Source organism: Streptomyces fuscichromogenes (assembly GCF_014645815.1).
Taxonomy (GTDB): Bacteria; Actinomycetota; Actinomycetes; order Streptomycetales; family Streptomycetaceae; genus Streptomyces; species Streptomyces fuscichromogenes.
The window spans coordinates 143,568-159,481 of record NZ_BMML01000003.1; the positions used below are offsets into that span (position 1 = coordinate 143,568).

Consider the following 15,914-nt stretch of genomic DNA (forward strand, 5'->3'; position numbering starts at 1 on the left):
TGCCGCTGCCACGGCCCTTCCATGCTGCCCCCGCCCGCGGCTCGCCCCAACTCCAGACCGGGTACCCCGGACCGCGCACGACCTCACCCGGCCCGGCACCGGGCGGGCCGTGCGCGACGCGTGGACAAGCAGGAACATGGGGGTACGTACAGGATGTAGCCAATGGATTCTCCGCGAGAAGACCTGGAAGATCTCGACGTGCCGACCACCGTGGGGCCGCACGAGTTCCTGGACGCCTCCAGCGACGCCGCGGCGGTGCTGTCGGCCGAGGGCGACGTGATCGGCTGGACCCGTGGCGCCGAGGCCCTGCTGGGCCGACCGGCCGCCGCGGTGCTGGGCCGCCCGGCGGCGCGGCTGCTCGCCATGCGGGTCGATCCGGCCCGAGCAGCCGGTGTCGCCGAGCGCTGCCGCTCCGGCATGGGATGGAGCGGGCTCGTCCCGGTACGGCACCACGACGGCCGCAGCGTCGTCGTCGACCTACGGGTCTCCGCGTCCTTCCGCATCGACGGCGCGGAGTGCTTCCTGCTCTCGGCGCGGGAGCAGCGCCCGCAGTGGGCGATGGGCCAGTCCGTCCTCGACGGGTTCCTCACCCGCTCACCGATCGGCATGGCCGTGATGGACCTGGAGCTGCGGTACGTCTGGCTGAACGACACCCTGGAGCAGTTCGGCGGCGTACCGCGCGAGCAGCGCCTGGGGCGCCGGCTGAGCGAACTGCTGCCCGGGTTGCAGGGCAGCACCATCGAAGCCCTGATGCGCAAGGTGCTCGCGACCCGGGAGCCGGTCACCGACTACGAGTACCTCGGCTGGAGCTGGTCCGATCCGCACCGCCAGCGCGCCTACTCGACGTCGTTCTTCCCCCTCGTCGCCCCGGACGACAGCGTGACCGGCGTCTGCTACCTGGTCTCCGACGTCACCGAGCGCTGGACCGCCCGGCAGCTGCTGTCGATGGTCAACGAGGCCGGCACGCGCGTCGGGACCACCCTCGACGTGCTGCGCACCGCCCAGGAGCTCGCCGACTTCGCCGTCCCGCGCTTCGCCGACTTCGTCATCGTCGACCTCCTGGAGCCCGTCCTCAGCGCCGAGGGGCACGGCGCCTGGCTGACCGACGCGGGCCCGGCCCCCGCCCGCCCGGTGATGCGCCGCGCCGCGCTGCGGACCGTCCGCGAGGGCAGCCCCGAGGCCGTGGCGCAGGTCGGCGACACGGTGGACTTCCTGCCCCCGCCGCACGGCGTCGACCTGCTCATCAGCGGTGATGCCGTCCTCATCCCCGAGCTCGACCCGGAGGACCACCTGTGGATCACCCACCAGCCCGAACGGGCGGCACGCATCCGGGAGTTCGGGCTGCACTCCCTCATCTCGGTCCCGATGCGCGCGCGTGACACCACCCTGGGCCTCACCACGTTCGCCCGCTCCCGCAACCCGGCCTCCTTCCAGTCCGACGACGTCCTGCTCGCCCAGGAACTGGTCGCACGTGCCGCCCTCTGCGTCGACAACGCCCGCCGCTACACCCGGGAGCACACGGCGGCGGTCACCCTCCAGCGGAGCCTGCTGCCCCAGGTCCTGACCGGCGGCACGGCCCTGGACGTGGCCTCCTCCTACCTGCCGGCGGACGCGACGGGCGGTGTGGGCGGTGACTGGTTCGACGTGATCCCGCTGTCCGGTGCCCGGGTCGGCCTGGTCGTCGGCGACGTGGTCGGCCACGGCCTCGCCGCGGCGGCGAGCATGGGCCGGCTGCGCACCGCCGTGCAGACCCTCGCCGACATGGAGATGCCCCCCGACGAACTCCTCGCCCACCTGGACGACCTCGTGCTGCGGCTGGGGGACGAGGGGAACGCGGCTGCGGCCGTGGCGGGCAGCACGGACACGTTCGTCGGGGCGACCTGCCTGTACGCCGTCTACGACCCGGTGGGCCGGCGGTGCACGATGGCCCGGGCCGGACACCCGCCGCCGGTGGTCGTGACACCCGACGGGCACGCCTACTTTCCGGAGATCCCCGCCGGGCCGCCGCTGGGGCTCGGCGGCATGGCCTTCGAGGCCACCGAGATCGAACTCGCCGAGGGCAGTCTGTTCGGCCTGTACACCGACGGCCTCATCGAGGGCACCGACCAGGACGTCGAGCTGGGCATGGCCCGCCTCCGCGCCGCACTGGCCAGTCCCGGTACCGACCTCGACACGCTGTGCACGGCGGCCGTGCAGCAACTGGTCCCGGTACCCCAACCCGACGACATCGCCCTGCTGTTGGCCCGCACCCAGGCCCTGGGCGCCGACCAGGTCGTCTCCTGGGACGTGCCCGTCGACCCGGCCGCCGTCGCCGAGGTCCGGGCCAAGGCGGTCCGTCAGGTGGCCGAGTGGGGTTACGGCGAACTGGCCGCGACCACCGAACTCATCGTCAGCGAACTGGTCACCAACGCCATCCGCTACGCCGAACCGCCCATCAGCCTAAGGCTGTTGCGCGACTCCCGGCTGACCTGCGAGGTCGCCGACGCCAGCAGCACCGCACCCCGGCTGCGGCACGCCCGCAGCACCGACGAGGGCGGCCGCGGTCTCTTCCTGGTGGCCCAGCTCGCCCACCGCTGGGGCGCCCGCTACACCGGAGCAGGCAAGATCATCTGGGCCGAGCAGGAGATCCCCGGGGGGTGACCGGCGGCGGCCCGGCCGCCCTGGCGCCCTGTCGAATTCGCACGTTTGGTCGTACGCTGTCAATTCATAAGGATTCGGCAGCAATTGGGGGAGCGGCCATGTCCGGAGACTCGTACGGCCCGAACCAGGAACCGCCGAACCAGGAACCGCCGAGCCAAGGACCGCCGAGCCAGGGACCGCCGGACCACGGCTTCCCGAGCCAGGGCTTCCCGAATCAGGGTGTTCCGCACCAGGCCTATCCGTACCAGGCCTTCCCCGGTCCGGCCTTCCCGGGTCCGGGCTCCTTCGTGCCGCCCATGCCGGCGAGTCCGCCGCCCGCCCCGCCGGACGCCCTGCGCGCCACCGCCGTCGCCCTGCTCAACCTGAGCGGCCTCGGACTCGGCTATCTGCTCCTGCGAAGATGGATCCCGACGGCCGCGTGTCTGGCGGCCACCGCCGTCCTGCTGTTCGTGGCCCTGCCCGCGGACGCCGACGGTGTGTCCGGAGCCGCGCTCGTCCTGTACGCCGTGTTCCTCCTGCTGGCCGCCGTCCACGGCTGGTTCGCCGGCCTGCGCACCCGCCTGGTGTGGCCGGGGCAGCGCCCCGTCGCGCTGGTGCTGGGCGTCGTCCTGCTCGCCGTCCCGGTGGGCGGCGCGCTCTGGTACGACAGCGCGCGGAACGAAGCCGTCGAACGCGCCCTCCTCGGCCGTCTCGACCGCGCCGACGAACAGGTGGCCGCGGCCGGCCGCCAGGACTTCACCACCGCGAAGTCCGACTACCGGGAGGCGCTGGCCGTCTACCGCGACCTCGCCGTCCACCACTCCGGCTCGCGCGCCGCCGCCCAGGTACCCGACAGTCTGCAGACCTACTACACGACGGTCGCGGCGGCCTACAGCCACCGCGACTACTGCTCGGCCGTCGCACCGCTCGAATACCTGCGGACGGTGCCCGACTCCATACCGAAGGACCAGCTCGGCACGCTCGCCCACTGGCCCGACGACCGGCTCGCCACCTCGCTGTACGAGTGCGGGGCGGACGGCCTCGCCGGCGGCACGACCGGCTGGGCCGGCCAGTTCGGCGACCTGCTGAGCACCTTCCCCGACTCCGGCCAGGCCGCCAAGGTGGTACCCGCCGTGACCGCGGCCGAGGCGAAGGCCGCCAAGGCCGTCGCCGGCAAGGACCCCTGTACCGCCGTCACGCGGCTGCACACGCTGAACACCGAGATCATCCAGCTGTCGAACGGTTCGGGCGCCCAGAGCGACGCCCTGACCGCGGTCGCCGGGCGGGCCGACCGCAGCGGTGACTCGGGGGAGTACCAGTGCGGCGTCAAGCAGTACAAGGACGGTGACTTCGAGCAGGCGCAGCAGACCATGCAGCAGTTCGCGACCGACAACCCGCACGACAGGAACCTCGCTCGGGCCCGGAAGATAGCCATCGGCGCCGAGGTCGCCCAGACCCTCCCGGCCGCCGGCAAGAAGCTGCCCACCACCGACTCCGGCGGCGGCATCACCGTGACCGTCAAGAACGACAGCCCCGACGACATCACCGTCCTGTACACGGGCCCGGTCACCGGCAGCTTCACCCTGAAGGCGTGCGGCAGCTGCAAGGCGTACTCGTTCGCCAGCCCGCTGATCAGCGGCTGGGAGCCGTGCAGCGACAGCGGCAAGAAGTACCCGCAGCGCACCATCAGCCTGCCGCCCGGCACCACGTACTTCGTGCACAAGCCGAAGAGCGACAGCACCGCCACCCCGGGCTCCGACACCGCCAAACTGCGCTACGGCTACATCTACACGGAGTGCGCGTACACGACGCGGACTCTGGGGTCCAGCTACTGAGCGGGACGGGGGGCTGTCGGCGGGGCCAACTAAGCTCCCGCGCATGAACGACGAGGGCAGGGACGACCCCGCGAGACGGGTTGTCGACGGGCGGTTCGAGCTGGAGGCACGGCTCGGTGGCGGTGGCATGGGCATGGTGTGGCGGGCCACCGACCTGGTGCTGCGGCGCAGTGTGGCCGTGAAGGAGGTCCGGCCGTCCGACCCCGGGCTCGCCGAGTGGGACCCGGAGGCCGCGCGGCTGCTGCGGGAGCGGGTGTTGCGGGAGGCCCGTGCCCTGGCCCGGGTCGACCATCCGAACGTGGTGACGATCCATCACATAGTCGACGGCGGCCCGGGGACCTACCCGTGGATCGTCATGGAACTCGTGACCGGCGGCTCGCTGGCCGACCGCCTCGCCGCCGGCCCGATGAACCCGGTCGAGGCCGCGCGGATCGGCCGCGAGGTGCTGGCGGCGCTCGGTGCCGCCCACGCGGCCGGCATCGAACACCGCGACGTGAAACCCGCCAACGTCCTGCTGCGCCCCGACGGCCGCCCCGTGCTCACCGACTTCGGCATCGCGGCCGTCCGCGAGGCCACCGCTCTCACCGCCACCGGCTCGGTCATCGGCACACCCGACTACATGGCGCCGGAGCGTGTCTCCGGCAAGGACGGCGGGCCGGCCGCCGACCTGTGGTCGCTCGCGATGATGCTGTACGTCGCCGTCGAAGGCCACCATCCGCTGCGCCGGGGCACGACCCTCGCCACGCTCGCCGCGGTCCTCGCCGAGGACGTCCCGCCGCCGCTCCGGGCCGGGCCGCTGACCGACGTCCTGGCCCGCGTCCTGGTGCGCGACCCGGCGGCCCGCCCCGACGCCGCCGAACTGGACCGGCTGCTGGTCCGGGCCGCCCGGCAGACCGAGTCCGTGACCTCCTTCCCCCTGCAACCCCCGTCCGCGCCACCGCGGGACGCCTCGCCGCAGCCCGTCGTACCGCCCGGCGTCGTACCGCAGGACACCACGCCCACGTCCCTGCGGCCCGCACCGCGGCGCCGCCGGACCCTCCTGCTGCTGCCCACGGCCGCGGTGGCCGTCGCCGGCGCGCTCGTGTGGACGAACCTGCCGGACACCGACAGCCACACCTCCGGGTCCAAGGGCTCCACCACCGCGCCCGCCACGACATCGCCCTCGGCCGGGAGCACCGCCTCACCCACCGCCGCGCCGACGGCCGCCGCCACCGACCTGCTGACCCCGCAGGGCATCCGCACCGCCGTCGCGGCCTTCGAGAAGCAGACCGGCCGGGACCGCTTCGGCAAGCTCACGGTGTACCCCGAGTACGTCATCGCCTACCTGATGGTGAAGGGCAGCGACACCGCGTACGACATGTACACCTACCGCGTGGGACAGGGCGTGCAGAAGGACATCATCTCCAGCAGCCTGACCGGCGACGAGACGCCCGTCCGCCTCGACGGCTTCGACTGGGACAAGGTCCCCGCGCTGCTGGCCCAGGCCCGCAGACAGCTCAAGGTGCCCGACCCGGACAGCCGATACCTGGTCGTGGACCTGCCGGGCAACGCCTTCGGCGATCCCGCCGGGATGTCCGTCTACCTCAGCAACAAGTACAGCCAGAGCGGGTACCTCCAGACGGACGCGAAGGGCAAGGTCGTCAGGGTGGTGCCGTACGACGGCTGAGCGCGCGGCCCGGGGCCGGCCGGGCGGGCGCGGGTCGGGGGCGGTCCGGGCGCACTTGGTCTACACCATTGACATGTACGCGTAGCCGGGCCTTCAATGCGGCTCAGCCGGATATGTGTCCGGTGGTCATGTATGAGGAAGGCCCTCGCATGATCACCCCCCACCCGCACCTCACCTGGCCGCGCACCCTGTCAGGACTGTTCGCCCTGGCCGCGGTCGTGCTCGGCATCCAGGCCGGCCCCGTCGGCCACGACGCCCACGCCGCCACCACCGTCAACGTGATCGCCTTCTACGACGGCACCTACGACGCGGCCCACATCAGCTTCGACCACGAGGCCAACAGCTGGTTTCCGCAGGCCGGCGCTGCGGGCGGCTTCACCTACACCGCGACCACGGACTGGAGCCGGCTCAACGCCTCGACCCTGGCCGGCTACCAGGTCGTCATGTTCCTCGACGACTATCCGCACACCGCGTCGCAACAGTCCGCCTTCCGGACCTACATGGCGGGCGGCGGCGGTTTCATCGGCTTCCACGTCTCCGCGTACAACGACGACTCCAGCGACTGGCCCTGGTACCACGACACCTTCCTCGGCACCGGCACCTTCAGGAGCAACTCCTGGGGGCCGACCCAGGAGACCCTGCAGATCGACGACCCCTCGCACCCCGCGACCGCCGACCTCCCGTCCACCCTCACGTCCTCGGTGAGCGAGTGGTACAGCTGGCAGAACGACCTGCGGCAGAACCCGGCCATCGACATCCTCGCCTCGATGGCCGCGTCCACCTTCCCGGTCGGCACCGACCCCGACCAGAGCTGGTACAGCGGCTACTACCCGATCGTCTGGTCCAACCGCGACTACAGGATGGTCTACAACAACTTCGGCCACAACGCGATGGACTACGCGACCGACACCGCCCTGTCGTCGACGTTCGCGAGCGACCGGCAGAACCAGCTCCTGCTCCAGGAGATCAAGTGGGCGTCCGGCCGGTCCGGTCCGGTCACCCCGCCCACGAGCGCCACCGGCCCGATCCACGGCTACGGCGGCAAGTGCGTGGACGTCACCGGGGCCGGCACCGCCGACGGCACCAAGGTGCAGCTGTACGACTGCAACGGCACGGGGTCACAGGTCTGGCGGACCGGCACGAACGGCTCGCTGGTCAATCCGCAGTCGGGCAAGTGCCTCGACGCCACCGGCCCGAGCTCGGCCAACGGCACCCGGCTCCAGATCTGGTCCTGCTCGGGAGCCGCCAACCAGAACTGGACCCTGCCTTCCTGAACCGCACCGCACTCCCCTCGGACGGGGGCAAGGGGCAGGCGTCAGCGCCGTTCACCTTAGGTTGCAGGTCCAAGGGCATCTCCGCAGGCAGCACGTCGGTATACGGTCCGAAGCGCTTGCCCCGACAGCAGTGACCCACGTCAATGGAGATTCCGGTCGAACCCGCCCGCGCAGGCGCCGCGCGGACGGCAGCCGGCGCCGCCATGACGTGGCTCCCGCTGCCGGCCAGGCGGCAGAGCCGCGGTGCACCCGTCGATCGGGAGTCGACAGGTCACCCCAGCGCCGCCTGAGTACGTCGCCCTGTCACTCCACTGCTCCGAGGTGCCCTGTGGCCATGTCCTCTCCTGCCTCGTCCCCGTCCGCGCCGCCCGACACCGGCACCCGGCACATCACGGCCACCATCCTGCTGGCCTGCCTCGGGGTGTTCGTCTCCTACCTGCCGGTCGTCGGTGTCTCCGTCGCGCTCCCCGTCATGCAGCAGGCACTCGACGCCTCCACCGAGGGCCTCCAGTGGATCACCGACGCCTTCATCCTGCCGACCGCGGCACTCCTGCTGACCTGCGGCATGGTAGGTGACCTCTACGGCCGCAAGAAGACCTATCTGGCCGGGCTCGCGCTGTTCTGCCTCGGCTGCCTGGTCTGCCTGACCGCCGGCAGCGTCGTACAGGTCTGTGTGGGCCAGGCCCTCACCGGTATCGGCACCGCCGCGCTGCTTCCGTCCACGCTCGCGCTGATCGGCCATGTCATCCCGGACCCCCGCAAACGCGCCCGCGCGATAGCCCTGTGGACGGCCGCGCTCGGCCTCGGACTGAGCCTCGGCCCGGTGGTCAACGGCGTGATCGTGGCCCACACGAGCTGGCGCTGGATCTTCCTGCCCTCGCTCGTCCTCGCCGTGCTCACGGCCGTGCTCGGCGCCGTCGTCCTGACCGACTCCCGGGCGGAACGCGAACGCCACCTGGACATCCCGGGCCAGCTCCTGGCCGTCGTCGCCATCACCGGACTGGTCTACGGCGTCATCGAGGGCGGCAGCTCCGGCTGGTCGTCCGCCCAGGTCGTGATCGCCTTCGTGGCCGCCGCCCTCGGCGCGGCCGGCTTCGTCGTCGTCGAACTCCGCTCCGCCTGCCCGATGCTGGACATGCGTCTGTTCAAGTCGTCGGCGTTCTCCGGAGCCGCGCTCGTCATGGCCGTCACCCTGTTCGCCCAGGTCGGCCTGGTCTTCGCGCTGAGCGAGTACTTCGGACTCGTCCACCACGCCTCGACGCTCGACATCGGCATCCGGCTCATCGCCATCAACGGCTTCACCGTGGTGCTCGGCCCGCTGGTCGGACGGCTGATGAACCGGGCCACGCCCGGCCTGCTCCTGGTCACAGGCCTGGTGATCGGAGGGATCGGGGCGCTCCTCATGAACGCCTTCCAGGCCGGCACCAGCACCGGCGAGGCCGCCCTCGTCATCGGCGTCCTCGGGATCGGCATCGCGCTCGCCATGGCACCGATCACCACCATCGCCATGGACGCCGTGCCGCACCGGCTCGGGGGCACCGCCGCCGCGGCCAACAGCGCGCTCCGCCAGATCGGCAGCGCCCTCGGCCCCGCCGTCTTCGGCGTCATCCTCACCCACCGCACCCTCGCCACCCTGCCCGGACACCTCGCCTCGTCCGGGCTGAGCCCGGCCGACCAGGGCCAGGTGAGCGGACTGGTGTCCAACGTCGGCATCCAGGCGGGCGCCTTCCTGCACCTGAAGACCCCGGCCAGCACCGGACAGGCACAGGCCGCCTACGGCGCGAGCTTCACCGACGCCCTGCACACCTGCGCCCTCGTCGGCGGTATCGGGATGCTGGTGGCCGCGGTGATCGCCGTGGCGCTGATCGGGATCCGCCCGGCACGCTCCCCGCAGACGGCGCCGGAAGCCACGGCGCACCCCGCCTCGGCCGCGAGCTGACGCACGGCACGGAGCGGTCGGCCACCGTCCGGTGACCGACCGCTCCGCCCCCCGTCGGCACCCGTCAGCGCGCGAGCAGTTCCAGGGTGTCGATCACCCGGTTCGAGAAGCCCCACTCGTTGTCGTACCAGGCGACCACCTTGACGTGCCGGCCGTCGACGCGGGTGAGGGCCGAGTCGAAGATCGACGAGGCCGGGTTGCCGGTGATGTCCGACGACACCAGCGGGTCCTCCGAGTATTCGAGGACGCCCGCCAGCGGACCCTCCGCCGCGGTCCGGTAGGCGGCCAGCACCTCGTCGCGCGTCACGTCACGGGACACGGTCGTGTTGAGCTCGACGATCGAGCCCACCGGCACCGGCACCCGGATCGAGTCGCCCGACAGCTTGCCGTCGAGGTTCGGCAGCACCAGACCGATCGCCTTGGCGGCACCCGTCGTGGTCGGCACGATGTTGACACCGGCGGCACGGGCCCGCCGGGGGTCGCGGTGCGGGCCGTCCTGGAGGTTCTGCTCCTGCGTGTAGGCGTGCACCGTGGTCATGAACCCGTGCTCGATACCGGCCAGTTCGTCCAGGACGGCGGCCAGCGGCGCGAGCGCGTTGGTGGTGCACGAGGCGTTGGAGACGATCGTGTGCAGCTCCGCGTCGTACGCGTCGGTGTTCACGCCGTACGCCAGCGTCACGTCCGCGCCGTCCGCGGGCGCGCTGACCAGCACCTTCCGGGCACCCGCGTCGAGGTGGGCACGGGCGGCCTTCGCCGAGGTGAAGCGGCCGGTCGACTCCAGCACGATGTCCACGCCGAGTTCGGCCCACGGCAGCTGCGCCGGATCGCGCTCGGCCAGCACCTTGATGCGGCGCCCGTCGACGACGAGCACGTCCCCGTCGACGCTCACCGGGCGCCCGAGGCGGCCGGACGTCGAGTCGAAGGCGAGCAGCCGCGCGAGAGCGGTCGGCTCCGTGAGGTCGTTGACGGCGACGATCTCCAGGCTGCTGTCCCGCTCCAGCAGGGCCCGCAGCACATTGCGTCCGATGCGGCCGAATCCGTTGACGGCGATACGAGTCATAAGTAGGTGTCCCTTCGCTACGCCACCAGGTTCGCGGGCCCCGCCGCCCGGTGACAGCGGCGAGACCGCCATGGTTCGAAAGGATCCCGCCAGCCCCCGGGCCGGCCCCCGGCGCCGGGCCTACTCGCCCTTGGTGAAGGTGCGCCGGTAGTCGCTCGGCGTGGTGCCGAGGATCCGCTGGAAGTGCAGCCGCAGGTTCGACCCGGTACCGAGACCGACGTCGCCGGCGATCTGCTCGACGCTGCGCTCCGACCGCTCCAGGAGCTCCCGGGCCAGGTCGATCCGGGCGCGCATCACCCACTGCATCGGCGTGTACCCGGTGTCCTCCACGAACCGCCGCGAGAAGGTGCGCGCCGACACCCCCGCATGCCGGGCGAGCGCGTCCAGGGCGAGCGGCTCGCCGAGCCGGTGCAGCGCCCACTCGCGGGTCGCGGCGAACCGTTCACCGAGCGGCTCGGGCACACTGCGCGGCACGTACTGCGCCTGGCCGCCGCTGCGGTAGGGGGCCGCCACCAGCCGCCGGGCCGCGTGGTTGGAGGCGGCCACCCCGAGGTCGCCGCGCAGGATGTGCAGACACAGGTCGATGCCCGAGGCCGCGCCGGCCGACGTCAGCACACTGCCCTCGTCGACGAACAGCACGTTCTCGTCGACCTTGACCAGCGGATGGCGCTCGGCGAGGGCCCGGGTGTAGTGCCAGTGCGTGGTGGCGCGCCGACCGTCCAGCAGCCCGGTCGCGGCGAGCGCGAACGCCCCCGTCGAGATCGCGGCCAGCCGCGCGCCCCGCCGGTGCGCGCCGAGCAGCGCGTCGACGACCGCGGGCGGCGGATCGTCCCGGTCCGGGAACCGGTAGCCGGGCACGAACACGATCTCCGCCCACTCCAGCGCGTCGAGACCATGGGCGACGTGGTACGACAGCCCGTCCCCGCCGGTGACCAGACCGGGCGCCGCACCGCACACCCGCACCTCGTACGGCATGCTCGCCCGGGTCGTGAACACCTGCGCCGGAATACCGACGTCCAGGGGCTTCGCCCCCTCCAGCACGAGGACGGCGACACGATGCAGGCGGACGGGAGGCACACCGAACAGGGTACGAGGCCGCGCCCCCCGCCCCCCCCGCCCCGCGCCTCCTCGGCCCACGCGGCCGACGGCCTCGGTCGGGTGCGACCCGCCGCGCCGTTCCTCGCCCTGTGGGCCGGAGCGGGCGCGGACGCCAGGCCGGCCCGTGCGCCGGGGCCGCGTCCGTGCGGGGGGACCCGTTCGGGTGCAGGCCCGCGCGTGATGATCGCGGCCCGCCGTCGGGGCCGGATGATGGAGTCATGCCTGGAGCGGACGCAGAGGTGCCGGTGCTGATCGTCGGCGGGGGGCCGGTCGGGCTCACCCTGCGGGCGTTGCTGGACCGCTGGGGTGTCCCGGCCCTGCTGGTCGACAAGCACCGGGAGCTGTCCCCGTTCCCCCGGTCCCGCCTGGTCAACGTGCGGTCCATGGAGATCTTCCGGCAGCTCGGGATCGCCGCCGGGATCACGGCGGACGCGTTCGCACCCGAGTACGGCCGGGTGCGCTTCCGCGACACCCTCTACGACCCCGACTTCGCCAGTGCCGCGATGGTCGGGGTGCGTGCCCCGGTCGTCGAGAGCCCGGTCGTCGGTGTGGTCACCTCGCAGGACCGGCTGGAGCCCACGCTGCTCGCCGCGGCCGGGGGAGAGGTGCGGTTCGGTACCGAGCTCGTCGCGCTGGAAGCGGACGCGGAGGGCGTCCGCGCCGTGCTCGTCGACGCCGAGCGCGGCGCCCGGACCCGGGTCCGGGCCCGGTACGTGGTCGCCGCCGACGGAGCGAACTCCACCGTCCGCGAGCTGCTGGGCATCGCCACCACCGGCCCCGGAGCACTCGGCGACTACACCACCGTCGTGTTCGACGCCGACCTGGCCCGCTGGTGCGCGGACCAGCCCGCCGGGGTCTACTTCACCGCGTACGGCACCTTCACCCCGCTCTACCCGGAGGGCGGCTGGGCCTGGTTCGGCGCCACGCCCGACGGCACCGGGCCGGCCGACTGGTCCGGCCGGGTCTCGCACGCGCTCGGCCCCGGTGCCGCCGTGCGAGCCGACGTGCTGCGGGTCCAGCACTGGTCGATGACCGCGTACGTCGCCGAGCGCTTCGGCCGGGGCCGGGTGCTGCTGGCCGGCGACGCCGCACACGCCGTCCCGCCGATCGGCGGCCTCGGTATGAACGCCGGCGTCGCGGACGCGCACAACCTGGCCTGGAAGCTGGCCGGTGTGCTCCAGGGCTGGGCCGCCCCCGCCCTGCTGGGGACGTACGAGACGGAGCGGCAGCCGGTGGCCCGCGAGACCCTCCGCCAGGCGGTCGCCAACACCCATCTCCTGGTCCAGGTGCAGGAGCTGCGGAAGGAACAGCTGTGCAGCGGCGCGTCGGCACCGGTCGAACTGCCCTGGTCGGAGAGGTACTTCGCACAGCTGGGCCTGGTGCTCGGCACGGCGTACGCCTCCGCCGCCGTGCTCGGCGACGGCGCCGGTCCGCCCGGGGCCGGCGGCACCGAGTACGTGCCCACCGCGGAGCCGGGCCACCGCATGCCGCACCACTGGCTCACCCCCGACCGCTCCACACTCGACGCGTTCGGCGAATGGTTCACCGTGCTCACCCCGGACCCCGGCCGCTGGCGGCGACACAGCACCGCGCCCTGGCCGGTGCGCGTCGAGCCGCTGCCCCGCGAACACGCCGGCCGGTACGGTCTGAGCCCGCACGGCGGCGCACTCCTCGTCCGTCCCGACGGCCATGTCGCCGCCCGCTGGGACGAACCCCCGGCGGCCGCCCCGGCCCTGCGCGACGCGCTGACCGCCGTCACGTCGTGCGTGGCGGGGCGGTGCTGTCCCTGACCACCAGACGGGCCGGGACCAGGTCGGTGCCCGGCCGGGAGTCGTCACCGGTCCGGATCTGGCGCAGGACGCCCTCCACGCAGCGGCGGCCGACCTCGGCGAAGTCCTGGTGGACGGTGGTCAGGGGCGGGATGAAGAAGGCCGCGTCCGGGGTGTCGTCGAAGCCGACCACACTGATGTCCGCCGGGACCGACCGGCCCCGTTCGTGGAAGGCCCGCAGCAGCCCCAGAGCCATCTGGTCGTTGGCCGCGAACACGGCCGTACAGTCCGGCTCCTCGGCGAGCCGCAGCCCGGCCGTGTAACCGGACTCGGCCGACCAGTCGCCGTCCAACGGCACCGGGACCGGGCGTCCCGCCGCCTCCAGCACCGTCCGCCAGGCCTGCGCACGGCGCTGGGCCGCGTACGAGGACCCGGGACCGGACACGTGCCACACCGTCCGGTGGCCCAGCTCCAGCAGATGCCGTACCGCTCCGCGCGCGCCGTCCGCCTGGTCGGTGTCGACCACGCCGTAGCGGTCCCCGGCGTCCGAGTCCACGACCACCACATGGACACCGGGCGGCAGTTGCACGGTGGCCGTGTCGAGCAGATGGATCTCCATGATGACGATCACGGCGTCCACCGCCAGCTCGCCCATCCGCGTGAAGGCGCCCAGCACGTTGTCCTGCGTGGCCACGTCGATGGGGATGAGCGTGATCGCGTATCCCTCGGCCGCGGCATGCGTGGCGATCGCCTCCACGGTCCGGCTGCTGCCCGTGGAGGACAGGCTGAACAGGATCACGCCGATGGTGTTGAACCGGCCGTAACGCAGGGCACGGGCGGCGCTGTTGGGACGGTAGCCGAGCTCCCGCATCGCGGCCAGCACCTGCTCCCGGGTGGAACCGATCACCCCGGTATGCCCGTTGGAGACCCGGGAGACCGTCTGCGAGGAGACCCCGGCGAGTTTGGCGACATCCGCCATGGAGACCCGCTGCTTGCGGCGCCCGCCGGGCACCCCCGACCCGCCCCGCCGCGCACCGCCCGCGACCGGCGCGACCTGCTGCTCCGGTCCGTTCAGGTCCATCGCCCCACCCTTCAAGTCTGCTGCGCACAACGGATGTTACGGAGCTGGAAACCTTGACGGCCGCAGGTGCGGATGCCACGATTCCGACGCTTTCGAGTTTACGTAAACATCGCCGCGTGACCAGCCCGGACGGAGATCCCGCCGGCACGGCCGCAGGGGCGATGTTCACGTGAACATGCCGCGTTGATGTTTACGTGAACACGCGGTCGGGCCCCGAGCCCGTGCGTCGAGCCGCCGTCTTCCGAAAGGGCACGTTGATGCGCAAGACCCCCGCCAGAACCCGTATCGCCCCCCGCACCCGCGCCGCCCTCGCGGCGGTCGCGATCGCCGCGGTCGGCGCCACGACCCTCACCGGCGGCCCCGCCGCGGCCTCCGCCGCCGTACCGGGCCACGGCACCAGCCAGTTCAAGGGCGTCAACTGGGCCGACCCGCGCGACAACTACGCCGACGACCCGGTGGTCCTGTCCGGCCTGTCGCTCTCCGACAGCTACGCCCAGACCTACGCCAAGGCCACCCGGGTGATCGCGGCCTTCCGCGCCAACCTCGGCGCCAACACCGTACGGCTGCCCATCAACCCGTACACGGTGAACGGCTCCTACTGGAAGTCGTACCGCGGGGTCATCGACGCGGCCTCGGCGCAGGGCTTCAAGGTGATCGTCTCCTACTGGGAGGGCACCGGCGCCAACAAGGACGGCTTCATCGACGACGAGGCCACCTACTGGCCCATGTGGGACACCGTGGTGAAGGCCTACCGGCACGACCCGCACGTCTACTTCGAGCCGATGAACGAGCCGCACGGCTACACCGACGCCGAATGGGCCGACCTGGCGGCGAAGTGGCTGGCGACCTACCCGGCCGTCCCGCACGACCGTGTCTTCGTGAGCGGCGCCGGCTACAACGACCACGTCACCACCGTCTGCGCCGACCCGCGCCTGAAGGGCACCTACCTCTCCCTGCACCACTACGGCTTCTGGAAGAGCTACGCCACCTACGACCAGTGGGTGGCCGACCTGAAGGAGCGGCTCGGCGACTGTGCGGGCCGCACCGTCGCCGACGAGTTCGGCGCCCCGATGACCACGGGCCTCGACTACAACGTGCCGACGCCCGACGACAACTCCGTCAACTTCATCCAGGCCGACACGGACACCTTCCGCAAGCTCGGCATGGGCTCGGTGTACTGGCCGGGCCTGCGCACCGACGACACGTACTCGATCCAGAAGCTGATCGGCGACGCGTCCCGGCCCTGGCTGGCCACCACCAACCAGTCCGGCGCCGACCGCCTCGCCTGGGCGTGGGGCCGCGGCCGGCCGGTGAGCGGCTGACCTGCTCCGGGAGGGCCGCGGTGCGCCACGGGTACCGCGGCCCGGCGGCCCGCGGTCGGCGCGAGGCCCGGCCGGGCGTGCTGTTCCGGTGCCGTCCCTGATCCGGACCGCCGGAGCAGGGGAGCCCGGGGCGCGGTAGGGCCTGGGCGGCCGCGAACCGACCGTCGGCAAGGGTGTGCGGACCTCTGCGCCGAGGGCGGGAGGTGCCGAGTTCGGTTCCGAAACGCAGTCGGCCGTCCGTGACCGCGCCG

10 protein-coding genes are annotated in these 15,914 nt (G+C 72.6%); 7 read left to right on the forward strand and 3 right to left on the reverse strand.

Annotated features, from left to right (window positions below):
- Positions 1–162 precede the first annotated feature (162 nt).
- The 5 genes from IEZ11_RS07715 to IEZ11_RS07735 all read left to right on the forward strand — a co-directional run bounded on the left by IEZ11_RS07715 (position 163) and on the right by IEZ11_RS07735 (position 9,333).
- Complete coding sequence (locus IEZ11_RS07715; protein ID WP_189261862.1) at positions 163–2,640, forward strand: SpoIIE family protein phosphatase; 2,478 nt, start codon at positions 163–165, stop codon at positions 2,638–2,640.
- 296 nt (positions 2,641–2,936) lie between these two features.
- On the forward strand, positions 2,937–4,454 hold the full coding sequence (locus tag IEZ11_RS07720; protein WP_189262211.1) for a hypothetical protein: 1,518 nt from the start codon (positions 2,937–2,939) through the stop codon (positions 4,452–4,454).
- A gap of 43 nt (positions 4,455–4,497) precedes the next feature.
- On the forward strand, positions 4,498–6,120 hold the full coding sequence (locus tag IEZ11_RS07725; RefSeq protein WP_189261863.1) for a serine/threonine-protein kinase: 1,623 nt from the start codon (positions 4,498–4,500) through the stop codon (positions 6,118–6,120).
- A 149-nt stretch (positions 6,121–6,269) separates the two neighbouring features.
- Positions 6,270–7,394 carry a ThuA domain-containing protein gene (locus IEZ11_RS07730; RefSeq protein ID WP_189261864.1) on the forward strand — a complete coding sequence of 375 codons (1,125 nt, stop codon included), beginning with the start codon at positions 6,270–6,272 and terminating at the stop codon, positions 7,392–7,394.
- 334 nt (positions 7,395–7,728) lie between these two features.
- Positions 7,729–9,333 carry an MFS transporter gene (locus IEZ11_RS07735; RefSeq protein ID WP_189261865.1) on the forward strand — a complete coding sequence of 535 codons (1,605 nt, stop codon included), beginning with the start codon at positions 7,729–7,731 and terminating at the stop codon, positions 9,331–9,333.
- A gap of 64 nt (positions 9,334–9,397) precedes the next feature.
- Here IEZ11_RS07735 and gap read toward each other — a convergent pair whose 3' ends face one another.
- A complete protein-coding gene (gap, locus tag IEZ11_RS07740) occupies positions 9,398–10,393 on the reverse strand; it encodes a type I glyceraldehyde-3-phosphate dehydrogenase (RefSeq protein WP_189261866.1) in 996 nt (331 codons plus the stop codon).
- Positions 10,394–10,513: 120 nt separating this feature from the next.
- On the reverse strand, positions 10,514–11,470 hold the full coding sequence (locus tag IEZ11_RS07745; protein ID WP_189261867.1) for a GlxA family transcriptional regulator: 957 nt from the start codon (positions 11,468–11,470) through the stop codon (positions 10,514–10,516).
- Positions 11,471–11,709: 239 nt separating this feature from the next.
- On the opposite strand from IEZ11_RS07745, the gene IEZ11_RS07750 reads away from it, so the two are divergent.
- A complete protein-coding gene (locus tag IEZ11_RS07750; protein ID WP_189261868.1) occupies positions 11,710–13,281 on the forward strand; it encodes an FAD-dependent monooxygenase in 1,572 nt (523 codons plus the stop codon).
- On the opposite strand, the gene IEZ11_RS07755 is transcribed toward IEZ11_RS07750, so the two are convergent.
- A complete protein-coding gene (locus IEZ11_RS07755) occupies positions 13,247–14,239 on the reverse strand; it encodes a LacI family DNA-binding transcriptional regulator (protein WP_189262212.1) in 993 nt (330 codons plus the stop codon). The two genes, IEZ11_RS07750 and IEZ11_RS07755, sit on opposite strands and share 35 nt — an antisense overlap.
- A 359-nt stretch (positions 14,240–14,598) precedes the next feature.
- Here IEZ11_RS07755 and IEZ11_RS07760 point away from each other — a divergent pair, with 359 nt between their 5' ends.
- On the forward strand, positions 14,599–15,663 hold the full coding sequence (locus tag IEZ11_RS07760; protein ID WP_189261869.1) for a glycoside hydrolase family 5 protein: 1,065 nt from the start codon (positions 14,599–14,601) through the stop codon (positions 15,661–15,663).
- The last annotated feature ends 251 nt before the right edge of the window (positions 15,664–15,914 follow it).